The sequence below is a fragment of the Intrasporangium calvum DSM 43043 genome (genome assembly GCF_000184685.1).
In the GTDB taxonomy this organism is placed as follows: Bacteria; Actinomycetota; Actinomycetes; order Actinomycetales; family Dermatophilaceae; genus Intrasporangium; species Intrasporangium calvum.
Window position 1 is genome coordinate 1,936,645 of sequence record NC_014830.1, and the last position, 23,908, is coordinate 1,960,552.

At 71.0% G+C, this 23,908-nt stretch carries 26 protein-coding genes; 15 read left to right on the forward strand and 11 right to left on the reverse strand.

Translation table 11 applies throughout. The features are described 5' to 3' along the window. Position 1: 1 nt before the first annotated feature. The 3 genes from sufU to INTCA_RS08660 are packed head-to-tail and all read left to right on the forward strand — an operon-like array spanning position 2 to position 1,501. The gene (gene sufU, locus INTCA_RS08650) at positions 2 to 514 is read left to right on the forward strand and encodes a Fe-S cluster assembly sulfur transfer protein SufU (protein ID WP_013492536.1); all 513 of its coding nucleotides are present in this window, start codon (positions 2 to 4) and stop codon (positions 512 to 514) included. Next, entirely contained in the window at positions 511 to 837 is a 327-nt protein-coding gene (locus INTCA_RS08655) for a metal-sulfur cluster assembly factor (protein WP_013492537.1), read from the forward strand. The genes sufU and INTCA_RS08655 overlap by 4 nt, the downstream gene beginning before the upstream one ends. A gap of 34 nt (positions 838 to 871) precedes the next feature. Then, on the forward strand, positions 872 to 1,501 hold the full coding sequence (locus tag INTCA_RS08660) for an acVLRF1 family peptidyl-tRNA hydrolase (RefSeq protein WP_013492538.1): 630 nt from the start codon (positions 872 to 874) through the stop codon (positions 1,499 to 1,501). Between the two features lie 201 nt (positions 1,502 to 1,702). Here the strand turns inward: INTCA_RS08660 and ypfJ are convergent, their stop codons facing one another. The 3 genes from ypfJ to INTCA_RS08675 all read right to left on the reverse strand — a co-directional run bounded on the left by ypfJ (position 1,703) and on the right by INTCA_RS08675 (position 4,934). Next, on the reverse strand, positions 1,703 to 2,665 hold the full coding sequence (gene ypfJ / locus INTCA_RS08665; protein ID WP_013492539.1) for a KPN_02809 family neutral zinc metallopeptidase: 963 nt from the start codon (positions 2,663 to 2,665) through the stop codon (positions 1,703 to 1,705). Between the two features lie 105 nt (positions 2,666 to 2,770). Continuing rightward, positions 2,771 to 3,811: an alanine racemase gene (locus INTCA_RS08670; RefSeq protein ID WP_013492540.1), complete on the reverse strand. Its 1,041-nt coding sequence runs from the start codon at positions 3,809 to 3,811 to the stop codon at positions 2,771 to 2,773. Positions 3,812 to 3,815: 4 nt separating this feature from the next. Beyond that, entirely contained in the window at positions 3,816 to 4,934 is a 1,119-nt protein-coding gene (locus INTCA_RS08675; RefSeq protein ID WP_013492541.1) for a lipid II:glycine glycyltransferase FemX, read from the reverse strand. A 154-nt stretch (positions 4,935 to 5,088) separates the two neighbouring features. On the opposite strand from INTCA_RS08675, the gene INTCA_RS08680 reads away from it, so the two are divergent. From INTCA_RS08680 to INTCA_RS08695, 4 genes are all read left to right on the forward strand, one after another. Then, positions 5,089 to 6,687, forward strand: a complete 1,599-nt coding sequence (locus INTCA_RS08680) for an ABC-F family ATP-binding cassette domain-containing protein (protein ID WP_013492542.1) — start codon at positions 5,089 to 5,091, stop codon at positions 6,685 to 6,687. A 79-nt stretch (positions 6,688 to 6,766) separates the two neighbouring features. After that, entirely contained in the window at positions 6,767 to 6,952 is a 186-nt protein-coding gene (locus INTCA_RS08685) for a hypothetical protein (RefSeq protein WP_041308563.1), read from the forward strand. Positions 6,953 to 7,088: 136 nt separating this feature from the next. Next, a complete protein-coding gene (locus INTCA_RS08690) occupies positions 7,089 to 9,005 on the forward strand; it encodes an ABC transporter ATP-binding protein (protein ID WP_013492544.1) in 1,917 nt (638 codons plus the stop codon). 37 nt (positions 9,006 to 9,042) lie between these two features. Continuing rightward, entirely contained in the window at positions 9,043 to 9,555 is a 513-nt protein-coding gene (locus tag INTCA_RS08695) for a DinB family protein (protein WP_422723744.1), read from the forward strand. Between the two features lie 31 nt (positions 9,556 to 9,586). Here INTCA_RS08695 and INTCA_RS08700 read toward each other — a convergent pair whose 3' ends face one another. Continuing rightward, complete coding sequence (locus INTCA_RS08700; RefSeq protein WP_041307463.1) at positions 9,587 to 10,387, reverse strand: SURF1 family cytochrome oxidase biogenesis protein; 801 nt, start codon at positions 10,385 to 10,387, stop codon at positions 9,587 to 9,589. A gap of 32 nt (positions 10,388 to 10,419) precedes the next feature. Here INTCA_RS08700 and moaA point away from each other — a divergent pair, with 32 nt between their 5' ends. Beyond that, positions 10,420 to 11,472, forward strand: a complete 1,053-nt coding sequence (gene moaA / locus INTCA_RS08705; protein ID WP_013492547.1) for a GTP 3',8-cyclase MoaA — start codon at positions 10,420 to 10,422, stop codon at positions 11,470 to 11,472. Between the two features lie 19 nt (positions 11,473 to 11,491). Here the strand turns inward: moaA and INTCA_RS08710 are convergent, their stop codons facing one another. Next, positions 11,492 to 11,734 (reverse strand): hypothetical protein, encoded by a 243-nt coding sequence (locus INTCA_RS08710; RefSeq protein WP_013492548.1) that lies wholly within the window; start codon positions 11,732 to 11,734, stop codon positions 11,492 to 11,494. Beyond that, positions 11,731 to 12,036, reverse strand: a complete 306-nt coding sequence (locus INTCA_RS08715; protein WP_013492549.1) for a DUF3099 domain-containing protein — start codon at positions 12,034 to 12,036, stop codon at positions 11,731 to 11,733. Before INTCA_RS08715 ends, INTCA_RS08710 begins: the two co-directional genes overlap by 4 nt. 154 nt (positions 12,037 to 12,190) lie before the next feature. Here INTCA_RS08715 and fabG point away from each other — a divergent pair, with 154 nt between their 5' ends. Together fabG and fabI are read left to right on the forward strand one after the other, a co-directional pair. Next, positions 12,191 to 12,910, forward strand: coding sequence for a beta-ketoacyl-ACP reductase (fabG, locus tag INTCA_RS08720; protein WP_013492550.1), 720 nt, complete (start codon positions 12,191 to 12,193; stop codon positions 12,908 to 12,910). A gap of 97 nt (positions 12,911 to 13,007) precedes the next feature. After that, positions 13,008 to 13,769 (forward strand): enoyl-ACP reductase FabI, encoded by a 762-nt coding sequence (gene fabI, locus INTCA_RS08725; protein ID WP_013492551.1) that lies wholly within the window; start codon positions 13,008 to 13,010, stop codon positions 13,767 to 13,769. A gap of 42 nt (positions 13,770 to 13,811) precedes the next feature. Here the strand turns inward: fabI and serB are convergent, their stop codons facing one another. The 3 genes from serB to glgC form a co-directional block, all read right to left on the reverse strand. Then, a complete protein-coding gene (gene serB, locus INTCA_RS08730) occupies positions 13,812 to 15,020 on the reverse strand; it encodes a phosphoserine phosphatase SerB (RefSeq protein WP_013492552.1) in 1,209 nt (402 codons plus the stop codon). Positions 15,021 to 15,077: 57 nt separating this feature from the next. Next, complete coding sequence (locus INTCA_RS08735) at positions 15,078 to 15,938, reverse strand: LLM class F420-dependent oxidoreductase (protein WP_013492553.1); 861 nt, start codon at positions 15,936 to 15,938, stop codon at positions 15,078 to 15,080. Positions 15,939 to 16,164: 226 nt separating this feature from the next. Then, complete coding sequence (gene glgC / locus INTCA_RS08740) at positions 16,165 to 17,424, reverse strand: glucose-1-phosphate adenylyltransferase (protein ID WP_013492554.1); 1,260 nt, start codon at positions 17,422 to 17,424, stop codon at positions 16,165 to 16,167. A gap of 112 nt (positions 17,425 to 17,536) precedes the next feature. On the opposite strand from glgC, the gene glgA reads away from it, so the two are divergent. Both glgA and INTCA_RS08750 read left to right on the forward strand, forming a co-directional pair. Next, positions 17,537 to 18,742: a glycogen synthase gene (gene glgA, locus INTCA_RS08745; protein ID WP_013492555.1), complete on the forward strand. Its 1,206-nt coding sequence runs from the start codon at positions 17,537 to 17,539 to the stop codon at positions 18,740 to 18,742. A gap of 169 nt (positions 18,743 to 18,911) precedes the next feature. Further along, positions 18,912 to 19,544, forward strand: a complete 633-nt coding sequence (locus INTCA_RS08750; protein WP_013492556.1) for a DUF4126 domain-containing protein — start codon at positions 18,912 to 18,914, stop codon at positions 19,542 to 19,544. Positions 19,545 to 19,608: 64 nt separating this feature from the next. On the opposite strand, the gene INTCA_RS08755 is transcribed toward INTCA_RS08750, so the two are convergent. Next, entirely contained in the window at positions 19,609 to 20,340 is a 732-nt protein-coding gene (locus INTCA_RS08755; protein ID WP_013492557.1) for a PIG-L deacetylase family protein, read from the reverse strand. Positions 20,341 to 20,347: 7 nt separating this feature from the next. Next, on the reverse strand, positions 20,348 to 21,112 hold the full coding sequence (locus INTCA_RS08760; RefSeq protein ID WP_052337993.1) for a hypothetical protein: 765 nt from the start codon (positions 21,110 to 21,112) through the stop codon (positions 20,348 to 20,350). Between the two features lie 88 nt (positions 21,113 to 21,200). Between INTCA_RS08760 and INTCA_RS08765 the strand changes: the two genes are divergently transcribed. The 3 genes from INTCA_RS08765 to INTCA_RS08775 all read left to right on the forward strand — a co-directional run bounded on the left by INTCA_RS08765 (position 21,201) and on the right by INTCA_RS08775 (position 23,872). Beyond that, positions 21,201 to 21,986 (forward strand): ABC transporter ATP-binding protein, encoded by a 786-nt coding sequence (locus tag INTCA_RS08765; RefSeq protein ID WP_013492559.1) that lies wholly within the window; start codon positions 21,201 to 21,203, stop codon positions 21,984 to 21,986. Between the two features lie 137 nt (positions 21,987 to 22,123). Then, on the forward strand, positions 22,124 to 22,570 hold the full coding sequence (locus tag INTCA_RS08770) for an NfeD family protein (RefSeq protein WP_013492560.1): 447 nt from the start codon (positions 22,124 to 22,126) through the stop codon (positions 22,568 to 22,570). Between the two features lie 120 nt (positions 22,571 to 22,690). After that, a complete protein-coding gene (locus tag INTCA_RS08775; RefSeq protein ID WP_013492561.1) occupies positions 22,691 to 23,872 on the forward strand; it encodes an SPFH domain-containing protein in 1,182 nt (393 codons plus the stop codon). Positions 23,873 to 23,908: the final 36 nt, after the last annotated feature.

Here is a 23,908-nt window from a genome sequence, read left to right on the forward strand (position 1 = left end):
CATGGACCTCTACCAGGAGCTGATCCTCGAGCACTCCAAGCGTCCCCACCACGCAGGGCTGCGCGAGCCCTACTCCGCGGAGGTGCACCACCTCAACCCGACCTGCGGCGACGAGGTGACGCTCCGCGTCTCGGTCACCGGGAACGGCGACGAGGCCGTCGTCGAGGACCTGTCCTACGACGCCAAGGGGTGCTCGATCTCGGTGGCCTCGTCCTCGGTGCTCGCCGACGAGGTCATCGGCCGTCCGGTGTCCGAGGCACTGCGGACCGTGGAGGCGATGCGCACGATGCTCACCTCCAAGGGGAAGCTCGCGGGTGACGAGGAGGTCATCGGAGACGGTGTCGCCTTCGCCGGCGTCGCCAAGTACCCCGCCCGGGTCAAGTGCGCCCTGCTCGGCTGGACCGCGTTCACCGACGCCCTTGCCCGCTCCGGCCAGGACATCACCCGCCCGGTCAGCACGACGACCACGCAGCACAGTTCACCGCAGCCCACCAACACGGGAGCCATTTCATGACGGCCCAGACCACCCCTGCCAACGTCGCGGACGTCGAGGAGGCGATGCGCGACGTGGTCGACCCCGAGCTCGGCATCAACGTCGTCGACCTCGGGCTCGTCTACGGGATCACCGTGGACTCGCAGTCCCACGCCGTCATCGACATGACCCTGACGTCGGCTGCCTGCCCGCTCACCGATGTCATCGAGGACCAGACGGCCCAGGCCCTCGAGGGTCTCGTCGCCTCCCACCGGATCAACTGGGTGTGGATGCCGCCGTGGGGCCCCGACAAGATCACCGAGGACGGCCGCGAGCAGCTCCGGGCCCTCGGCTTCAACCTCTGAGCACGGGGCCCAGCGAGCCGACCGGCGCACGACCATGAGCCGCGTCGTCGAGGTCGAGCCGGAACGGCTCGAACGCTGGCTGACCGGGTTCGCCCAGCGTCATGGCCCCTGCGGCGTCGCCCGACACGACACCGCGGCTGGGGTCCTCGTGCGCGCGGAGGCGGCGGACGGTGCGAATGCCGTCGCCACCCCGTTCGCCCATGACCCGCTCGGGATCGTCCTCGTCCGTCGTGGCGGCTACGCGGTCGCCATGTCCTTGGCAGGAGAGCTCGGCGATTCCAAGGTCGGCCGGCGGCACGTCCAGTCCCGGACGGCCGCAGGAGGCTGGTCCCAGCAGCGGTTCGCCCGCCGCCGGGGCAAGCAGGCCGACGAGCTCGTCGACGCGGTCGTCGGCCATGCGCGGCGGATCCTGCTCCATGACGACGAGTCCCCGAAACCGGGCTCCGCGCGCCTAGCGCGCGGTCTCGTGCTCGGAGGCGACCGGTCGCTTGTCCAGCAGGTCCTGGCTGCCCCGCCCCTGCGGGCGCTGCACGGACTGCCCGTGCGGGAGCTGTTCGACCTGCCGGACCCTCGCCGAGATGTCCTCGAGACCGCGCTGCGCCGGGGGAGGAGCTACCGGATCACCGTGACCGACCCACCAGGGCCCGGTGCCGCCGTTCCCTGACCGGCCCCCCTGACCGGCCCCCTGACCGGCCCCCTGACCGGCCCCCTGACCGGCCCCCCTGACCGGGGGACCCCACTCCTCACCTCGCAACACACCCGCTTGTCGCGTGCAAGGGGCGTCTGGAGGCGGCGCCACCACGCGACAAGCGGGTGTGTTGCAGATCGGGGGTGGTGCCCGCACCAGTCACGGGCGCGGAGTCGGTCAGCTGACGGACTCGACCCCGAAGGTGTTGCACTGGTTGATGTCGCCGGTCTCCAGGCCCTGGTTGAACCAGCTCATCCGCGCGTCGGCCGACCCGTGGGTCCAGTTCTCGGGCGTCACCCGGCCCTGCATCTTCTCCTGGATCCGGTCATCACCGACCGCTGCAGCGGCCGACAGGGCGGACCGGATGTCCTCCTGGGTGATCGGCTTGAGCAGTGGAGTGCCACTCGCGTCCGTCGTCTCCGTCGCGTGCTTGACCCACGTGCCCGCGAGGCAGTCAGCCATGAGCTCGACCCGGACGGCTCCGGAGTTGGGCCCCTGCGGGTCCTGCTGGGCGCGGTTGAGGATGCCGAGGAGGTTCTGCACGTGGTGGCCGTACTCGTGGGCGATGACGTACTCCTTGGCCAGCTGGCCACCGTCGGCCCCGAACTTGCTCTCCAGCTCCTGGAAGAAGCTGGCGTCCACGTAGACCTTCGAGTCGAGCGGGCAGTAGAAAGGCCCCACCTGTGAGCTGGCCGTGCCACACCCGGACTGGGCCTGGCCCTCGTAGATGACCGTCCGGGCGACCTCGTAGTTCATCTGGTACTTCGGCAGCGTCTTGGTCCAGTAGTCGTTGGCGCTGTTGACCGTCGCGATGATGAGGCAGACGTCGTCCTTGTTGGCGTCCGCGCCGGTCTTGCAGTGCGCGAACTCGGACTCCTGCACCTGTCCGGCGGCTCCGACCTGCTCGGGCCGGAGCTGTTGGGACGGGAGCCCACCGCCCGATCCGCCGCTACCGGAGTCGCCGCCGAGGATGCTGCCCCCACCGAAGATGAGCATGAGCACGAGCAGGATGAGTCCGCCGATCCCGCCCCCGACCTGGATCCCACCGGGGAAGTTGCCGCCACCTCCACGGCCGAACCCGCCGCCACCGCCGCTCTGGACCTGCGAGGTGTCGAGCTGGGCGTTCTCGTTGAAGCTCATGTCACGCTCCTGGTGGAGATGGGGCCCGGGGCGTCCGGGACCGTCGCTGCGTCAACCCTAGTCATCGCCACGTACCCACAGTGAGCACCGGTCGACCGCATGTCGTCACTCGATGACCACAGCGTCGGGATAGGCGGTGGTCAGCCGCATCCGGACGGGGACGGTGTCCCCGACCGACGGGGGAGCGACGCCATCCGGCAGGGCGAGCAGGCTGCACTGCATGTGCGGAGGCTCGGCGAAGCGCGGCATCGTCCCGCCGACGGTGAAGGGGGAGCGGACCCGGTGGACCGCCTCGAGCATCCCCTCGGCGACGGCGATGGCCCTGCTCCTGGCTGTGGCGGCCGAAGCCGGTGACTCCATGGCGACGCCGTGCGACGTTCCTCCGCTGACCACGACGAGGTGACCCGCCGCTTGGGGCCGCTGCCGGTAGCCGACGCGGTCGCCCTTGGCAAGCGGCCGGACGTCGAGGACGTGGGATCTCATCTCGTAGGCGGCCCGGTCGGCGAGCCACAGATCGGTCCCGACCCGAGCCGCGAACCGGTGCTCGGGGAAGCGTCGTCTCAGGGCCGCGACCTCGTCCGCCGTCGTGTGGGAGACGAAGAACGGGCGGATCCCGCCGACGGCCTCGACGAAGCGGCTGATCTCGTCGACGTGGCCGGAGCCCAGGGGCAGGTGCAGGGTGACGCCCTCGCCCCGACCGGCAGCGACGAGGTCGCCCACCCTCGCGGCGGGCGCACCGAACCGACCCATCGAGGTCAGTCCCTCGACGACGGTCCGGGCTGCCGGGTTGGCGGCGAGCAGCCCGTCGAGGTCGACCCTGGTGGTGATGGTGTGGACGAGTCGACCGTCGTCGACGGACGGGAGCCCGGCCTGGGTCGCGGCATGGATCGCGGCATGGATCGCGGCCCGGAACGGCTCCATGACGAGGACGTCGCCGGAGAACCCCGCGAGCGCGCCGGGCACCTCGGCGTACGTCCCGACGGCGATCATCGTCACCCGGAGCCGGTTCGCCTCGGCGTAGAGGACCTCCCGCCCGAAGCCGTATCCGTTGCCCTTGACCACGGGGACGAGACCGGGGTTCGCGGCGATGGCGGCGTCCTGGGCGGCGCGCCACCGGGCGCCGTCGACGTGGAGCGTCAGGGCCATGGGGTCATCTCCTCCTCATGTAGAGGTCGAAGGCCGTGTAGAGCACCCGGTTGAGTGGCAGGTCCCACTCGCCGGCGAGCCGCACGGCCTCCCCGCCGGTGCCGACCTTGAAGCGGATCAGGCCGATGTGCGGGTTGTCCTCAGCCAGCGTGTTGGTGATGCCGCGCAGGTCGTACACGGTGGCGCCGGCCTCGAGCGCGTCCCGCATCATCCGCCACTGGATCGCCGTGGAGCCCTGGAGCTCTCGCTTGGCTGCGGTGGAGGCGCCGTAGGAGTACCAGGCGTGCTCACCCACGCGGATGAACACCGTCGCGGCGAGGACGTCGCTGTCGTGCTCGGCGAGGTAGACGCGGATCCTCGCGGGGTCCTCGGTGGACATCACTCGGTACATCCGCTCGAAGTACTCGACCCCCCGAGGCGTGAACCGGTCGCGCTCAGCCGTCTCCAGGTAGACCCGGTGGAACGTGCCGAGGTCGGAGGCGTCACCGACCCGGACGGTGACACCGTTCTTCTCCGTCTTCTTGATGTTGCGTCGCCAGAGCTGGTTCATTCCGGCGAGCAGGTCGGCCTCGGAGCGGCCCTCGAGAGGCACCTGGAAGACGTACTCCGGCTGCCCGGCCGAGAAGCCGTCGTCCGGTGAGAGGTGCCGGAACCCGAGTCGACGCAGCGTCTCGACGACAGCCGTGCCGACCGGCTCGAGCACGTCGGGTACCACCTGGTCGTAGCGCGCCTTGGTGACGTCACCGATCGCAGCCTTGATGGTCGGCGCCCGCCAGCGTTGGGTGGGGACGGGCGGGCCGATGCGCAGCGCGAAGGCGCCGGTGGCCCGGAGGTGGTCCCGAAGCGCCCGGAGCAGCTCGACGAGGCGTGGCGACGCCCAGTCGATGCACGGCCCTTCGGGCAGGTAGGCGAGGGTCCTGCCGAGCTTGGGGAGGCTGCGGTGGAGCACGAGGGCTGCGCCGACCATGGTGTCGCCCTCGAACCAGCCGAGCGACTCGTGGCGCCAGTCGGTCTTGACGTCCCCCCACGCGGGTGTCTGCAGAAAGCTCGCCGACGGCTGCGTGCGCAGCCAGGCGAGATGCTCGTCGGCGGTGATGTCGCGGACGGTTATGGGGGCGCTCACGGAGCGTCACGCTACCGGAGCGTCGCTGGGGGACGCGTCATCGGCGCCCGTCCGACCGGCACCCCGGCGCACGCGTGCGGAGCAGGCTCCATCCGCTGGCAGAATGGTGGGGTTACCACGCCGCTGACGCATTGCGGCACCAGAGAGGACTGCCGTGATCGTCGCCACCGGGATCGAGCTGCGTGCGGGTGCCCGCCTGCTCCTCGAGGATGCCAGCTTCCGCATCGACGCCGGGGACCGGATCGGCCTCGTCGGGCGCAACGGCGCCGGCAAGACGACGTTGACCAAGGTGCTGGCGGGGGAGGGGCAGCCCGCCGCGGGCACGGTGACGCGCACCGGGGCCGTCGGCTACCTGCCCCAGGACCCGCGGACCGGCGACCTCGAGATCCTCGCCCGCGACCGGATCCTCTCGGCTCGCGGCCTCGACGAGATCGTCCGTCGCCGGGCGGCGGCCGAGCAGCGGATGGGCAGCGAGGACGAGGCGGTCCGCGAGAAGGCGATGCGGCAGTACGCCCGGGTCGAGACGGAGTTCGAGGCGGCAGGCGGGTACGCCGCCGAGTCCGAGGCGGCGGCGATCGCGAGCGCCCTGGGTCTCGAGGACCGGGTCTTGGCGCAGCCGCTCGGGACCCTCTCCGGCGGGCAGCGACGCCGGGTCGAGCTGTCCAGGATCCTCTTCTCGGGCAACGAGACCCTGCTGCTCGACGAGCCGACCAACCACCTGGACGCCGACTCGGTCGTCTGGCTCCGGGAGTACCTTCGTGGCTACAAGGGCGGTCTCATCGTCATCAGCCACGACGTCGAGATGCTCGAGGCCGTCGTCAACAAGGTCTACCACCTCGATGCGAACCGCTCGGCGCTCGACGTCTACAACATGGGGTGGAAGACCTACCTCCAGCAGCGCGAGACCGACGAGCGGCGCCGCAAGCGGGAGCTGGCCAACGCCCAGAAGAAGGCGAGCGCGCTGCTGGCCCAGGCCGACAAGATGCGAGCCAAGGCGACGAAGGCGACCGCCGCCCAGAACATGGCCAAACGGGCGGAGCGGCTGCTGGCGGGTGTCGAGGGGGAGCGGGTCCACGACAAGGTCGCCAAGCTGCGCTTCCCCAAGCCGGCCTCGTGCGGCAAGACGCCGCTGCGCGCTTCCGGGCTGTCCCGGTCGTACGGCTCGCTGGAGGTCTTCACCGACGTCGACCTGGCCATCGACCGGGGGAGCAAGGTCGTCGTGCTCGGCCTGAACGGGGCCGGCAAGACGACCCTGCTGCGGATGCTCGCCGGGGTCGACGCGCCGGACACGGGCGAGGTGGAGCCAGGTCACGGCCTCAAGCTGGGCTACTACGCCCAGGAGCACGAGAACCTCGACGTCGACCGGTCGGTGCTGCAGAACATGAAGTCGGCGGCCCCGCAGCTCGGTGAGACGGACGTCCGGAAGGTGCTGGGGTCCTTCCTCTTCTCCGGGGACGACGTGGACAAGCCCGCAGGGGTCCTGTCCGGCGGTGAGAAGACCCGACTGTCCCTGGCGATGCTCGTCGTGTCGGCGGCGAACGTGCTCCTGCTCGACGAGCCGACGAACAACCTCGACCCGGCCTCGCGCGCCGAGATCCTCGGGGCTCTCGCCACCTATGAGGGCGCGGTGGTCCTGGTGACCCATGACGAGGGTGCGGTCGACGCGCTCGAGCCCGAGCGGATCCTCCTCCTGCCCGACGGTGTCGAGGACCTCTGGGGCCCCGACTACAAGGACCTCATCGCCCTGGCGTGACCCGTGCATAAGGAGAAGTGATCATCCACATAATGGATGGTTATTGTATCTGGTGATCGTCCGCCCGACACTGAAGGGCATGCCGACCGACCACCTCGCGTGCCCGTACTGCGGAGGGGACGACCTCAGCCCCTTCCCGGACCCGATGTCCGCGTGGTCGTGCCTGACCTGCCTCCGGGTGCTCCGCGTCGAGCTCGTGCAGCCGGCCTCGGTCACCGGGTGGGGCATCCTGCGCGCCCTCGATCCTGCACCCGCCGCTGCCTGAGGGCCCGACCCCAGCGGGGGTGCACCCGGCGCGGACAGCGCGCCGAGCGGCATACGGGCACGGTCCCGCCACCCCGGGGAATCGTTGTCCCCGGCTTGGGGTTGGATCGGAGGACGAAGGAGGTCCCGACTTGGGGATGCAGCCGTGGATGATGATGCGCTCGATGTCGCGCGACCGCAGCGTCGCCGAGCGCACCCTCGCTCCGGGCACCCGACGGCGGGTCCTGTCCTACGCCGCCCCCTACCGGTCGTCCATCCTGGCCTTCCTGGGCGTCGTCGTCGTCAACTCGGTCCTCGTCGTCACGGTGCCCCTGCTGCTCAAGTCCCTCGTCGACGACGGGGTGATCCCCAAGGACTCCCGGGTGGTCGTCCGCCTGGCCCTCGTGGTGGCCGCCATCGCGGTCCTCGACGCCCTGCTCAGCGTCGTCCAGCGGTGGTTCTCCGCGCGCATCGGTGAGGGCCTGATCAAGGACCTGCGCACCGAGGTGTTCGGCCACGTGCTGCGACAGCCCATCGCCTTCTTCACCCGTGCCCAGACCGGGTCCCTCGTCTCGCGACTCAACAGCGACGTGATCGGGGCCCAGCAGGCCTTCACCAGCGTCCTGTCCAACGTGGTCAGCAACATCGTCTCGGTCATCCTCGTCGTGGGAGCCATGCTCGCGCTGTCCTGGCAGCTCACCGTCGGTGCGCTGCTGCTGGTGCCTCTCTTCCTGCTGCCCGCCAAGATCATGGGTCGGCGGCTCGCCGCCCTGGCCTCGCGCCAGATGACGCTCAACGCCGACATCGGGACGCGCATGACCGAGCGGTTCAACGTCGCAGGAGCCCTCCTCGTCAAGCTCTTCGGCGACCCGCGTCGCGAGGAGGCGGAGTACGACGAGCGGGCGACCAACGTGCGCGACGTCGGCATCCAGATCGCCCTCAACCGCACGCTCTTCATGGCGGCGCTCACGCTCGTCGCGGCCCTCGCCACGGCGATGATCTACGGTTTCGGCGGCCTCATGGCGGTGAGCGGCTCCCTCTCCGTGGGGACGCTCCTGGCTCTCGCCGCCCTGCTCGCGCGGCTGTACGGGCCGCTGACGTCGCTGTCCAACGTCCGCGTCGACATCATGACGGCCCTCATCTCGTTCGAGCGGGTCTTCGAGGTGCTCGACCTTAAGCCCCTCGTCGACGAGCGACCCGGTGCCGTGCCCCTGCCGTCCGGGCCGCTCGGCGTCGAGCTCGACGGGGTGTCCTTCCGGTATCCCTCAGCCGACGAGGTGTCACTGGCCTCCCTCGAGTCGACGGCCAGTGGGGACCGACGAGCCGGTGGGCAGGTCCTGCACGACATCAACCTCACGGTCCAGCCGGGCCAGCTCATCGCCCTCGTCGGTCCCTCCGGCGCCGGCAAGACGACTCTCACGTCCCTGGTGAGCCGCCTGTACGACCCCACCTCAGGTGCTGTGCGGATCGGCGGACTCGACCTCAGGGACATCACCCTGTCCTCGCTCCGCAGTCGGGTCGGAGTCGTCACCCAGGAGGCGCACCTCTTCCACGACACGATCCGGGCCAACCTGCTCTACGCGCGCCCCGAGGCGACCGAGCAGGAGATGGCCCTGGTGCTGCGCTCCGCACAGATCAGTGACCTCGTCGACGACCTCCCCGAGGGCCTTGACACCGTCGTCGGCGACCGGGGCCATCGGCTGAGCGGCGGTGAGAAGCAGCGCCTCGCCATCGCGAGGCTGCTCCTCAAGGCCCCCGACATCGTCGTCCTCGACGAGGCGACCGCCCATCTCGACTCGGAGTCGGAGGTCGCCGTCCAGCGGGCCCTCGACGCGGCTCTCGCGGGCCGGACGTCCATCGTCATCGCCCACCGCCTCTCGACCATCCGCCAAGCCGACCTCATCGTCGTGCTCGACCACGGACGAGTCATCGAGACCGGGCGCCACCTCGAGCTCCTCGCCGCTGGGGGACTCTACGCGGACCTCCATGCCACCCAGTTCGCGGATGAGTCGCCGCGCACGGCCGACGAGCGGCGCGACGCGGTCGTCCTGCCCAGCGGACCGGCCCTCGCCTGAGTGCGAGCAGGACCGCCCTGGCCCTTACGCTGACGGCATGTCCTCGGACCCGCTGGCCATGGCCCCCACGACATTCCACGCGCCCCTCCGGGCGCAGCTCGAGGCGTTCCTCGACGACCACCGGTCCCAGCTGAACGGCTGCCTCGACGGCCTGAGCGAGGAAGAGGCCCGGAGGAGTCTCGTGCCCTCCAGGACCACGCTGCTCGGGCTCGTCAAGCACGCCGCGTTCGTCGAGAAGGTGTGGTTCGACGAGGCCGTCACCGGCCGGTCCCGCAGCGAGATCGGCATCGCCTCGACCCCCGACGAGTCCTTCGTGCTCCAACCGGCAGACACCATCGACAGCGTCCGTCGCGCCCACGCCGAGGCATGTCAGGCATCTCGTGAAGCGGTCGCCCATCTCGGCCTGGACGACGTGGTGACCGGCAACCGCCGGGGGCCGCTGCCGCTCCGGTGGGTCCTGCTCCACGTGCTGCGCGAGCTCGCCCAGCACGGCGGCCATGCGGACATCCTTCGCGAACAGATCCTGGCGGGCCGGCCTGAGCCGGCCTGACGCCGGCTGCTCCATCCCTTCGCGGACGCCCTCAGGCGTCCTCTTCGTCCCAGATCCGCACCTTCTTCGGCTTCGGTGCCGCCGTGCCGGGGCTGTCCGCAGCCTGGGTCACCTGACGGCGGATGGCGAAGAACACGAAGGCCAGGCCGCCCGGCATCGTGAGCCACCACTGGATGGCGTAGGCCTGGTGCGGGCCCAGCCCCTCGTCGGGACGGGGAAGGGGCGAGACGGGGTTGGGGCCCGGCGGGGGCTGGGGGGCCTGCGTACCGAGGACGAGGTAGAGGTCGAGCGCGCTGAGCGACGGCACTCTCTCCCGTGCGTCGTCGATGCTGATGCTCGCGAGCTGGGGAGCCGGCAGGTCCCGGCTGAGGTCGGGCTCGGCGGTCCGCAGCCAACCGACGATCTGCACGGGGCCGGTCGGCGCAGGGTCGGCTCCGGGGGTGGTCTCCGCGTCGCGGGAGTTGGGGACCCAGCCGCGGTCGACGAGCAGCGTGGCGTCCTCGGTGACGAAGGGTGTCAGCACTTCGAAGCCGACGGTGCGTTCCCGCGTCCGGTTGCGCACCATCTGGTCGGACTGCGGCACGTACGTGCCTCGCAGCACCACCTTGGTCCACTGGTCGGCCGGTGCCAGGTCCGTGCGGCCGACGGCGGGCAGGGCGGCGGCCAGGGGGACGGGTGGGGCGTCGTAGTTCTCCTCGATGGCTGTCACCTTGGTGCGCTGCTCGACGTGCCGACTCCACTGCCAGGAACCGAGCGTCCAGCAGGCGATGCCGAAAAGGATGGCGACAACGGACATGAGAAGCCATCGAGGAGTGAGCCAGAGCCGGAGCACGGCACGACGCTACTCGGCTTACAGTGGTGGTCATGACGCGCCTTCCGGATCCCACCGTCCGGCCCGCCAACGCCATCGGCAGGCCGGCCGCCGCGGCCGGTCTGCGTGACCAGTTCGGTCGGGTGGCCCGCGACCTGCGGGTCTCGGTCACCGATCGCTGCAACCTGCGGTGCACCTACTGCATGCCCGCGGAGGGCCTGCCGTGGATGCCCCAGGCGGAGATGCTCTCCGACGAGGAGATGCTGCGGTTGATCGGGCTCTTCGTCCGGGACGGGGTGACGCAGGTGCGCCTCACCGGAGGCGAGCCGCTGCTGCGCCGGTCCCTCGTCGATCTCGTGGCCGGAATCGCGTCCCTGGAGCCGCGGCCCCGCATCGCGATGACCACGAATGGGGTGGGCCTGGACCGGATCGCGCACCGGCTGGCGGCTGCGGGGCTCGACCGGGTCAACGTCAGCCTCGACACCATCGACTCCGAGACCTTCACCCGGCTCACTCGGCGCGACCGTCTCCCCGACGTCGAGCTCGGGCTCAAGGCCGCCGCCGACGCCGGCCTCACCCCGGTCAAGGTCAACGCCGTCGCCATGCGCGGGGTCAACGACCAGTCCGTCGCGGATGTCCTGCAGTGGTGCCTCGAGCGCGGCTACGAGCTGCGCTTCATCGAGCAGATGCCGCTCGACGCCCAGCACGCGTGGGACCGCGGCGACATGGTCACCGCCGATGAGGTCCGGGCCACCCTCTCCAAGCGGTTCTCCCTCACGCCGCTGCCCGCGGTGGAGCGCGGCAGCGCGCCGGCCGAGCGGTTCCTCGTCGACGGCGGGCCGCAGACCGTGGGCATCATCGCCAGCGTCACCGCGCCGTTCTGCGGGGCATGCGACCGGACCCGCCTGACTGCGGACGGCCAGGTCCGCAACTGCCTCTTCTCCCGGACCGAGACCGACCTGCGGACCCCGATGCGCGAGGGCGCGTCCGACGACGAGCTGCTCGACCTGATGCGCGGCGAGATGTGGCGCAAGCGCCGGGGGCACGGGATCGGCGACCCGGGCTTCGTCCAGCCGGACCGCCCCATGTCGGCGATCGGCGGCTGACCAGCGGCGTCGCCAGGGGTCAGCCGTCGGCCTCGGTCAGGGCGCCGACCGGGACCACCTCGAGGAGAAATCCCCGCACGCCCACGAAGTCGGCCAAGGACTGTGCGTGGGCATCACACGCGAGCCAGACCTTGCGTCGGCCCTCCACGTGGATCTTCGGGTTGCGCCAGACGACGGCATGGACCGCCCCGGCACGACAGCCCTTGGCGCTGCACGCCCGGTCCTCGACGTCGGCCCAGGACCCACCCAGTGCGCCGTTCACTGCTCGAGCCGGTGAGTGTCGGGGGGGCCAGGGACCGAGTGGGGGCTGACCGGCTCGATCTCCCCGGACTGCCGGGGCCGCACCGCGTTGGCCGTGACGACCGCGAAGTAGGGGAGCACCACCGCGCCGGCGATCGCGGCCCATCGGAGCCAGCCGTCGGTGACGAAGAGCAGCCCGAGGCACACGACGCGGATGCCCATCATCGTCAGGTACCGGCGCACCCGCTGGTCCTGGTCGTCCGCGGGGGACGAGGGCGCCGAGGTGACCGTGTGCACCACCGGTTGCCGCTTGCCATCTGCCACGTCTCCACCATAAGCCCGCCCGGACCGCGCGGGCTCATGGGCCAGCCACGGCCTGGGACGGCGTCGTCGTACCCATCGGTAGTCCACTAGGTTCGGGGCTGAACCGGAGACGCCGGATCGGGAGGCGTCCACGCGAACGCACGAAGGAGACCAGGTGGCAGACACCGAGCCACGCAACGTCCTCGTCACGGGAGGCAACCGAGGGATCGGGCTCGCGATCGCGCGCGCCTTCCAGGCGGCCGGCGACGAGGTCGTCATCACCCACCGGTCGGGGGAGCCACCCGAGGGCCTTCGCGGCGTGACCTGCGAGGTCACGGACTCGGCGTCGGTCGACCAGGCGTTCGCGGCGGCGGAGGAGATCTTCGGCGGGCCGGTCGAGGTGCTCGTCGCCAACGCGGGGATCACCCGCGACACCCTGCTCATGCGGATGAGCGACGAGGACTTCGACACCGTCATCGACACCAACCTGGCCGGGGCGTTCCGCTGCGCCCGGCGTGCCGCGACGGGCATGATCCGCAAGCGTCGCGGCCGGATCGTCTTCATCTCGAGCGTCGTCGGGCTCTACGGCTCGCCGGGGCAGACCAACTACGCCGCCTCGAAGTCGGGCCTCGTCGGCCTGGCCCGGTCGATCACCCGCGAGCTCGGCGGTCGCGGGATCACCGCGAACGTCGTCGCCCCCGGCTTCATCGACACCGAGATGACGGCCGTCCTGGCCGACGAACAGAAGAAGGCGTACCTCGCCAGCATTCCCGCGGGCCGCTTCGCCACGCCGGAGGAGGTGGCCTCCGTCGTGCGCTTCGTCGCGAGCGACGCCGCCGCCTACATCAGCGGCGCGGTGATCCCGGTCGACGGAGGACTCGGCATGGGGCACTGAGCCGGCCCAGCGGCATACGACCGAAGCCTGTCTCGTATGCCGCTCAGCCGGCTCCCGCTCGCCCGTTGCCGCCCACACGAGAAAGTGACGAACAGACATGGGAATGCTCGAAGGAAAGAAGCTGCTCATCACCGGCGTCCTCATGGACAGCTCGATCGCCTTCCACGTGGCCCGGTTGGCCCAGGAGGAGGGTGCCGAAGTCGTCCTGACGTCGTTCGGCCGGACGATGAAGATCACCCAGGCCATCGCGAAGCGACTGCCCGTGACACCCCCGATCGTCGAGCTCGACGTGGCCAACCAGGACGACCTCGACGCGCTGGCCGACCGGGTCCGGGAGCACGTCGACCACCTCGACGGGGTGCTGCACTCCATCGGGTTCGCACCGCAGGGCGCCTTCAACTTCATGGAGGGCACCTGGGAGGACGCGTCCACGGCCCTGCAGATCTCGGCCTACAGCCTCAAGGCGCTCGGCGTGGCCGCGCTGCCGCTGATGGGCCAGGGCGCGAGCATCGTCGGGCTGACCTTCGATGCGAAGTTCGCCTGGCCGGTCTATGACTGGATGGGGGTCGCCAAGGCCGCCTTCGAGGCGACGAACCGCTATCTCGCTCGCGACCTCGGCCCCAAGGGCATCCGTTGCAACCTCGTCGCGGCCGGCCCGATCCGCACCACGGCGGCCAAGTCGATCCCGGGGTTCAAGCACTTCGAGGAGGTCTGGGACGAGCGGGCCCCCCTCGGCTGGGACGTCAACGATCCGGTGCCTGCCGCCCAGGCCTGCGCCGCGCTGCTGTCGGACTGGTTCCCGGCGACGACGGGCGAGATCTTGCACGTCGACGGCGGCGCCCACGCGATGGGTGGCTAGCCGCGCGGGTCGATGTGATCGATCGGATCAGGCACCGATCGATCACATCGAGTCAGAATTGAGGGGCTCGGCGCGGTCGGCCTCCTCGATCTCCTCGCGCGTGATGCCGAGCAGGTAGAGCACCGAGTCGAGATAGGGGACGTTGACACTCGTGTGCGCCTGCTGGCGCACGAGCGGCTTCGCGTTGAAGGCGACGCCGAGCCCCGCGATAGCGAGCATGTCGAGGTCGTTCGCCCCGTCGCCGATCGCGACCGTCCGGCTGAGCGGCAGGCCCTCGAGGGCAGCGAACTCACGCAGGGCCGCGGCTTTGCCCGCTCGGTCCACGACCGTACCGAGGACCTGGCCGGTCAGCACGCCATCGGTGATCTCGAGCCGGTTGGCCCGCGCGTGGTCGATCCCCAGCTCGGCGGCGAGCTCACCGACGATCTCGATGAAACCGCCGCTGACGAGGCCGACCGTGTAGCCGAGCCGCTTGAGCGTGCGCACCAGGGTCCGCGCCCCAGGGGTCAGCATCACGTCACGGCGGACCTCGGCCAGGACCGTCTCGGGCAGGCCGGCCAGCGTCGCCACCCGGGCGCGCAGCGACTGCTCGAAGTCGAGTTCACCGGCCATGGCGCGCTCGGTGACGGCGGCGACCTCGGCCTCTCGGCCACAGTGCGCCGCGAGCATCTCGATGACCTCCTGCTGGATCAGCGTGGAGTCGACGTCGAGGACGACGAGACGCCGGCCGCGGCGCGCCAGGCCACCGGGCGCGACCGCGACGTCGATTCCCGCGGTGGCGGCGACGAGCGAGAGCTGGGTGCGCAGGGAGTCGACGTCCGCCCCGCTGATGTCGAACTCGACCGTCGTCACGGGGTAGCGGGACAGGCGCCGGATCCGGTCGATGTTCGCGCCGTGCTCGGCGATCCGAGCCGTGATGAGGGACACGGCGTCCGCGCGCAGCGGGGCCCCGAGGACGACCACGGCGGCCCGACCGTGCCGCTGTCGGGCGTTGTCGCCGGTGCCCTCGACGACCGAGAGGGTGAGCCCGAGGCGGTGCGCGACCACGGCGGCAGCGTCGCGGAGCTCGTCCGCGTGCTCCCCGGGGGCGAGGAGGAGGGCCAGGGTCAGGTGTCCGTGCACCGCGACCTGCTGGATGTCGAGGACCTCCGCTCCGGTGCCACTGACGGCACCGACGATGGAGCTGGTGATGCCCGGCCGGTCCTCGCCGGTCACCGTGATGCTCAGGGTCCGCACGTCGTCACTCGTCACGGGACGAGGCTAGTCAGGTCGTCAGCCGGCCCTCCGCTGCATCCGGCATGCGACCGGTCACACGGGCGGCCCCGCCGTCCGAGAGGCGTTGGTCTCGTCGCGCCACTGGAGCAGGTCCCATACGCGCCCCAGGTCCGGGTGGGCTGCGGAGACACTGGCCGTGAAGAGGCGGGTGCCCACGTCGTGCAGCCGCTGAGCGTGCGCGGCGTAGTCGGCCCGCTGGTCGGGGTTGCGCCCCGGCACGAAGGACACCCCGGCGGACCGCTCGATCTCCAGCGGGTCACGTCCGCGGCGTCGACACCACTCGTCGAGGACGTGGTGCTTGTGCGCGATGACGGTGTCGTCGCCGAAGCCGTGCCAGATGTCGGCGTGCTCGGCGACGATGCGCAGCGTCTTCTGCTCACCGCCGCCCCCGATGAGGATCGGGATCTGCCGCGTGGGCGGCGGGTTGAGGCGGGTCCACCGGTCGCGCAGGACGGGCAGGTCCCGGGCGAGGTCGTCGAGCCGGCTCCCGGCCGTGCCGAACGGGTAGCCGTACTCCTCGTAGTCCCGCTCCGCCCAGCCCGAGCCGATCCCGAGCACGAGCCGGCCGCCGCTGACGTGGTCGAGCGTGCGCGCCATGTCGGCGAGCAGGTTGGGGTTGCGGTAGGAGTTGCTCGTGACGAGGCAGCCGATCTCGGCGCGCTCGGTGACCTCGGCCCACGCGGCAAGGACCGTCCACGCCTCGAAGTGCGGCCCGTCCGGGTCGCCGCTCAGGGGGAAGAAGTGGTCCCACGTGAGGATGAGGTCCGCGCCCATCTCCTCGACGGTCACGGCCAGCGACCGCAACTGCTCCCAGGTCGCGTGCTGGGGCGGGATCTGGACCGCGACGCGTGCCGGCCTCGGGTCGGTCGCGCTGACGGGCGGGGTGTCGATCATGACTGCTCCTCGGGCGATGTCGAATGCCGCTGGGCTCGGTGTGGTGCGCCCGCCGCGGTGGGGTGGTCGGCGGGGAAGACGCGCAGTGTCGCCAGACCGTTAGGTCGACCGTCAGGACGTCAGGACGTCAGGACGTCAGGACGTCAGGACGTCGGGATGGCTGCGGCATGGCCCGCGGCCCCCTGCTCGTAGGCCTCGAGCGTGCGTGCGTGGGGGTCCGACTCGCTCACCGGACGACGGTCTGGCCCTTGCCGATGACGGTGATGCCGGTCTCGGTGACGTGGAACCCGCGGGCCAGGTCGTGCTCGTGGTCGACGCCCACCTGGCAGCCCTCGGGGATCACGACGTTCTTGTCGATGATGGCCCGGCGGATCTGCGCATGGCGCTGCACCTGCACGCCGTCGAGCACCACAGAGCCCTGGATGCTCGCGTAGGAGTGGACCCGGACGAGCGGCGACAGGACCGAGGCGTAGATGTGCGCGCCGGACACGACGACGCCGGGGGACACCGCCGAGTTGAGCGCCTCGCCGATCCGGTCACCGCTGCCGTGGACGAACTTGGCGGGCGGGTAGGGCGCGTGCTGCGTGTAGATCGGCCACTCGTAGTTGTAGAGGTTGAAGATCGGGTGAATCGACACGAGGTCCATGTGCGCGTCGTAGTAGGACTCGATCGTCCCCACGTCTCGCCAGTACCCGCGGTCGCGGTCGGTCGCCCCGGGCACGAGGTTGTCCTTGAAGTCGTAGACGCCGGCCTCACCGCGCGTCACGAAGTCGGGGACGATGTCCCCGCCCATGTCGTGCTTGCTGCCTTCGCGGTCCCGGTCGCGGGTCACGGCGTCGATGAGCGCGTCGGCCGTGAAGACGTAGTTGCCCATCGAGGCGAGGATCTCGCCCGGGCTGTCGGGCAGCCCCTTTGCGTCCGTGGGCTTCTCGCGGAAGGCAGCGATCCGCCCGGGGTCGGAGTCGTCGACCTCGATGACGCCGAACTGGTCGGCCAGGGAGATCGGCTGACGGATCGCTGCCACGGTGACGCCGGCGCCCGACTCGATGTGCTGCTCGACCATGTCGCTGAAGTCCATGCGGTAGACGTGGTCGGCACCGACGACGACGACGATGTCGGGCTTCGCGTCATGAATCAGGTTGAGGCTCTGGAAGATCGCGTCGGCGCTGCCGAGGTACCAGTTCTTGTCCACGCGCTGCTGCGCCGGCACGGTCGTCACGTAGTTCCCGAGGAGGGTCGACATCCGCCAGGTCTTGGTGACGTGCGCATCGAGACTGTGCGACTTGTACTGCGTCAGGACGACCACTTGGAGGTAGCCCGAGTTGACGACGTTGGACAGGGCCAGGTCGATGAGGCGGTAGATCCCTGCGAACGGCACGGCCGGTTTGGCCCGGTCCGCGGTGAGCGGCATGAGCCGCTTGCCCTCGCCTCCCGCGAGGACGATCACGAGGACCTTGCGATTCGAGTACGGGCTACGTCGCGCCATGTCCCACACCCTAGGCGGCAAGTCACTGCCGGGGGAGGCTTGTCCACGAGAACGCGTGTCGCGGGTCCCGCGTGGCCCTGGGTGCCAGTCCCGTTGGGGTTACGCTCGGCACGTGCGCGTCGACATCCTGAGCAAGGAGTACCCGCCGGCCATCTACGGAGGCGCCGGCGTCCATGTGGCCGAGCTCGTCCGGGCCCTGCGTTCCCGAGGCGACGTCGATGTGCAGGTGCGGTGTTTCGGCGCACCGCGGGACGAACCGGGGACGACCGCCTACCCGGACCTGCCGACCCTCGCGCACGCCAACGCTGCGGTCCAGACTCTCGGCGTCGACCTCGCCATCGCGGCCGACACGGTCGGGGCCGACCTCGTCCACTCGCACACCTGGTACGCCAACCTCGCCGGGCACCTCGGCTCGCTGCTGGGCGGGATGCCGCACGTCGTCACGGCGCACTCGCTCGAGCCGATGCGCCCGTGGAAGGCCGAGCAGCTCGGCGGTGGCTACCAGGTCTCCTCGTGGGCGGAACGCACGGCCTACGAGGCGGCGGCCGGGGTCGTCGCAGTCAGCGCCGGGATGCGTGCGGACATCCTGCGCAGCTACCCGTCACTCGACCCGGCCCGGGTCCACGTGGTGCACAACGGCATCGACGCCCAGCTGTGGCAGGCCGATCGCTCGCCGGAGGCCCGGGCGATCGTCGAGCGGCACGGCGTCGACCCGGAGCGTCCCTCGGTCGTCTTCGTCGGCCGGATCACGCGGCAGAAGGGGCTGCCCTACCTGCTCCGCGCCTGCGCCGACCTGCCCCCCGACGTCCAGCTCGTCCTCTGCGCCGGCGCGCCCGACACCCCGGAGATCCTGGCTGAGGTCGAGGGGCTGATGGAGCACCTGCGGGCTCAGCGCGGCGACGGTGTCGTCTGGATCGCGGACATGCTCCCGCGGGCCGAGGTCGTCGCGCTGCTCTCCCACGGCACCGTCTTCGCCTGCCCGTCGGTCTACGAGCCCCTCGGCATCGTCAACCTCGAGGCGATGGCGTGCGAGCTGCCGGTCGTCGCGACGGCCACGGGAGGGATCCCGGAGGTCGTCGTGGACGGCGAGACCGGCTGGCTGGTGCCGATCGACCAGGTCCAGGACGGCACCGGCACCCCGGTGGACCCCGAGCGTTTCGTCGCCGACCTCGCCGCCGCCCTCACCGACGCGGTGTCGGATCCCGGTCGAGCGCGTGCCTTCGGCGTCGCGGGGCGCCGTCGCGCCGTCGAGTCGTTCTCGTGGGCGTCGATCGGCGACCGCACACTCGAGGTCTACCGCTCGGTCCTCGACGGCTGACGCCGTTGCCGTATGCCGCTGTGCTCGCTCCCAGGGCCGCCGCGGCTCCGTCCCTCCCGACGTGGGTTGGGCCTGTCGAGGCCACGGAGGATCCCGGCCCCCTCGGCCCCACGAGGAGGCGGCGGGCGGTAGACATGGGTCCTGACCTGTTCGACGGAGAGGGGTGCAGATGATCGAGCTGCTCACGGGGATGGGCCTGTCCGCCGCGGCCGGCCTGAACGCCTACGTCCCGTTCCTGCTCGTCGCGCTCATCGCCCGGTTCACCGACATCGTCACGCTGCCCTCCGGCCTCGCCTGGATCGAGAGCAGCTGGGCGATCGGCATCGGAGCGGTGCTGCTCCTCACCGAGGTGGTCCTCGACAAGATCGCCGTCGTCGACACGATCAACGACACGGTCCAGACGTTGATCCGGCCGAGCATGGGCGGCCTCATGGTCGCCGCGACGTCCGCTGCGCAGCAGGCCGACCAGTCCTCGTGGATGGGTGACCACCCCTGGCTGGGGGTCGCGGTCGGCGTCGTCGTGTCCGGGCTGGTCCATGCCGGCAAGGCCACCGCCCGCCCTGCCGTGGATGCCGGAACCCTCGGGCTGGGCACTCCGGTCGTCTCCACGGCGGAGGACACCGCCTCCGTCGGGCTCAGCCTCGCCGCCCTCTTCGCGCCGGTCCTCGTGATCGTCGGGCTCGTGGTCCTGGCCGTCGCCCTCATCCGCCTCGTGGTGCTCATGCGGCGCTGGCGCCGGCGCAGACGGAGGTCCGCCGCCGGCCCCGAGTCCCTGTCCCACCCGCCCCCGCTCAGGGAGTGAGTCCGCGAGGGGAGTGCGACCGCGGGGGAGTCAGACCGCGCCCCGACCGGCGGCCGTCGTCGCCTCAGCCGATGAGCCGGCCCACGAGGGCGTGCTCGACGCCGAGCGCCGAGGCCGGTCCCTCGAGGATCTGCTGGAGCAGCTCGCGCGGAGACGGGTAGTCCGGTCCGAGCGCCTCGAGGTAGCGGTCGTGGGCCGACAGCGACGCGACGGCCTCCTCGAAGTGTCCCGAGACGTCGATGGCGTGGGTCGGCTCCGGGTCGCCCAGGATGAGCAGCTGCCTGGCCGACCACGGCTCGAGGCCCTCGTCGACGAGCCCCGGGAAGATCCACCGGTTGCCGGCGTCCGCCCGGGCGTCGAGCGTGGCGAGGCCCACGGCCCGGTGGTCGGCCTGGTTGACGAAGCCTCCCGGGAAGTAGGGCGCGAAGGTCGTGGTGACGACGAGGTCCGGGCGGCGGACCCTGATCTCGCGGGCGATCGCCCGTCGCAGCGCCAGGCCGTGCTCGACGACGCCATCGCGGAACTCGTCGAGGAACTCGACGACCGAGACCCCCACCTCCTCGGCGCCGTCCCGCTCCTCCTGCTCGCGCACGGGGCCAGCCTGCTCCGGCGGCATCGTGTCGATGCCCGCCTCCCCCCGGGTCACGAGCAGGTAGGTCACGGTCTTGCCGTCCTTGACCCACTTGTCGACGGCCGCAGCAGTGCCGTACTCGAGGTCATCGGGATGCGCGGCGACGCAGAGCACTCGGTCGAAGGTGGACTCGTCCAGGGTGTGCAGCTCGGGAAGCTCGGCCATGGCCACACTATGCCTTGCGCCAGCCGGCCAGGCTCATCACGGCGACGTTGGCCGCGTCCGCGAGCGCGTCGTCCGCGTGGGCCGCGAGGAGCCGCACGAGCGACTCGCGTCGGGCGCTCGTGCCCGCGTCGAGGCCGTCCGCGCCGAGCGCGGTGAGCCCACCCGCCCGGGCCGCGAGCGCACCGGCCGTCGCCGCGAGGGCCATGACGCGGAGGGCCCTGACCGGTAGGACGTCGGGCAGGCCCCAGATGCGACGGTCCAGGGACTCCTCCGCCGCGGCACGGCCCGCGGGCCCCCACGGCGTCCCGCCGACCCGCTCGAAGGCCTCGGTCAGGTCCGAGAGCCGGCTGAGCAGGCTTCCTTCCACCTCACGCAGGTCCACCATCTCCAAGCGGTGACCGGGCACTGGCTCGGCGTCGTGGGCGGACCAGTCGACCCGCCAGCCCCGGTCGCCCTCAGGACCGAACCGGGTGAGCGACGGGATGAGCAGCCCACCGACGGACGGCACGAAGACACACTCGCCCGCCTCGGCGGCCAGCGCTGCGACCGGGACCGAGCACAGCGGCATACGGCTGACGTCCCCCGGCCGTGGGAGGGCCACGAACAGGGCGCGCTCGCCGAGGTCGCGCCAGATCTCGAGGCGCCCGAGGTCTCCGGCGACGTGGTCGAGGTCGGGAAACGACCGGGCGAGGGCCTCGCGCAGGCTCACCCCGTCGTTCCACGCCGCGGTGGCCCAGAGGGCCAGACGCACGGAGGCGGGTAGCTCGGACATCAGGGGCATCGTAGGCGCGCCGCCGATCCCGCCGACCCACAGGTGAGCCCCCACCGGACTCCGTCTGTCGTGGCATAGGGTCGGGGCCATGAGCGATGTCCTCGCCTTTGCCGGCGTCTCCGTCAGAAGGGGCAGCAGCACGCTCCTCGACGACGTGACGTGGGAGGTCGAGGAGGGGGAGCGTTGGGTCGTTCTGGGGCCCAACGGCGCCGGGAAGACGACCCTGCTCCAACTCGCAGCGGCACGGATGCACCCCACCACCGGGGTGGCAGGGGTCCTGGGCGAGGTGCTCGGCGCGGTCGACGTCTTCGACCTGCGCCCCCGGATCGGCCTCTCGAGCTCCTCGATGGCCGACCGGATCCCCGCCGACGAGCTCGTCGGCAACGTCGTCGTCACCGCCTCCTACGGCATCGTCGGCCGGTGGCGCGAGCACTACGACCACCTCGACTACGTGCGAGCCATGGAGCTGCTCAGGACCCTCGGCGTCGAGCACCTCGCTGACCGCCGCTACCGGACCTTGAGCGAAGGCGAGCGCAAGCGAGTGCAGATCGCCCGCGCCCTGATGACCGATCCGGAGCTGATGCTGCTCGACGAGCCGGCCGCCGGACTCGACCTCGGGGGGCGCGAGGACCTCGTCCGCCGCCTCGGTGAGCTCGCCGCCGACACGGAGGCACCGGCCCTGGTGGTCGTGACCCACCACGTGGAGGAGATCCCGCCGTCGTTCACCGACGTGCTCCTGCTCCGTGAGGGACGGGTCGTCGCAGCCGGACCGATCCCGATCACCCTGACCGAGGACAACCTCTCGCGCACCTTCGGGTTGCCCCTCGTCCTCGAGCAGCACGGGGACCGCTGGTCGGCCCGGGCCCGGTCGTGACCGATTCGTCACCTCCGCCCCCGCTTGGGCGGGGGAACTGAGGCAGAATCGAAGACGTCACACTGGTGACGGATGGGGCGTCGCCCCGCGGGGGCGACCCGGGAAGGCCCTGACAGGCCGGAGAAGGTCGGTGCAACGTGTTCGAGGGATACGCGTGGATGGTGTGGCTGGGGGTCGCGCTCGTGCTCGTGGCGGTCGAGGCAGCCACCGTCGACTTCATGTTCCTGATGCTCGCCGGAGGCGCGCTCGGTGGTTCAGCCGCAGCAGCCTTCGGAGCGCCCTTCCTCGTCCAGGCGGTCGTCGCCGCCATCGTCGCCGTGGTGCTGCTCGTCACCGTCCGACCGTGGCTCAAGCGGCGCTTCACCGTGGAGCAGCACCAACGGATGGGCGCCGAGGCCAACCTTGGCCGGTCCGCCTACGTCCTCGACCGCGTCACGACGTCCAACGGGCGAGTGAAGCTGGCGGGCGAGACGTGGAGCGCGCGCACCAGCGGCGACAGCATCGAGCCCGGCGAGGAGGTGGTCGTCGATGCCATCGAGGGCGCCACGGTCCTGGTCAGCCGCGCGCGCATCCTCGGCAGCTGACCACCTGAGCCCCTTCCCACCCACGTCACGGCGGGTCCCAGCCCGCCCCCAGACCGCGCGACCCGACAGGGCGCGTCCAGCAGAGCAGTCGCTCACCACACACAAGACAGGGAGTAGGTCGTGGACCCCGTACTCATCATCCCGCTGCTGATCATCGCAGTGGCGCTCATCATCGTGCTGCGCACGGTGCGGATCGTCCCTCAGCAGACGGCGCAGATCGTCGAGCGCCTGGGTGGCTACAACAAGACACTGACGGCCGGGATCCACTTCCTCGTGCCCTTCGTCGACAAGGTGCGGGCCAACATCGACCTGCGCGAGCAGGTCGTCACGTTCCCCCCGCAGCCGGTGATCACGTCCGACAACCTCGTCGTGAGCATCGACACCGTCATCTACTACTCGGTGATCGACGCCAAGGCAGCCGTCTACGAGATCGCCAACTTCATCCAGGGCATCGAGCAGCTGACCGTCACCACGCTCCGCAACGTCATCGGCTCCCTCGACCTCGAGCAGACCCTGACCAGTCGTGACCAGATCAACGGCCAGCTGCGGGGGGTGCTCGACGAGGCGACCGGCAAGTGGGGGATTCGCGTCAACCGGGTCGAGCTGAAGGCGATCGACCCGCCTCACTCGGTGCAGGACTCGATGGAGCAGCAGATGCGCGCCGAGCGGAACCGGCGCGCCGCCATCCTCACGGCCGAGGGGGTCAAGCAGTCGGCCATCCTCACCGCCGAGGGTGAGAAGCAGAGCCAGATCCTGCGGGCCGAGGGATCGGCGCAGGCCCGGATCCTCGAGGCGCAGGGCCAGTCCCGAGCCATCCAGCAGGTCTTTGCCGCGATCCACCGTGGCCGGCCGACCCAGAAGCTGCTCGCCTACCAGTACCTGCAGGTCCTGCCACAGCTCGCCCGGGGCGACTCCAACAAGATGTGGATCGTGCCGTCCGAGCTGACCGACGCCCTCCGCGGCATCGGCAACGCGCTGGGAGCCAACGACCGCCCCGAGCTCGACGAGGAGGAGTGGTTCGACCCGGGCACGCCGGAGGACGACGCCTTCGCCGAGACCATCCTGGAGGACCCGGCCAAGGCGCTTGCCGAGGCGCGCGGGCAGGCGGCTCAGGCCAGCGCTGAGTCGACCGAGCACGCCGCTCCCGTGAGTCGGCAACAGCCGCCGATCCAGCCCGCAGCCGACCAGGTGCCTGCGCCCGCTCCCATGCCCCCGGCAGCTCCGATGCCGCCGGCTGCCCCCGTGGCCGAGGGGGACGACCTCGATCTGCGCGATGAGGGGGAGACCCCGACCACCCGCTGAGCGGTTCGCGCGTCACCCGGCGACCCTGCCCTAGGG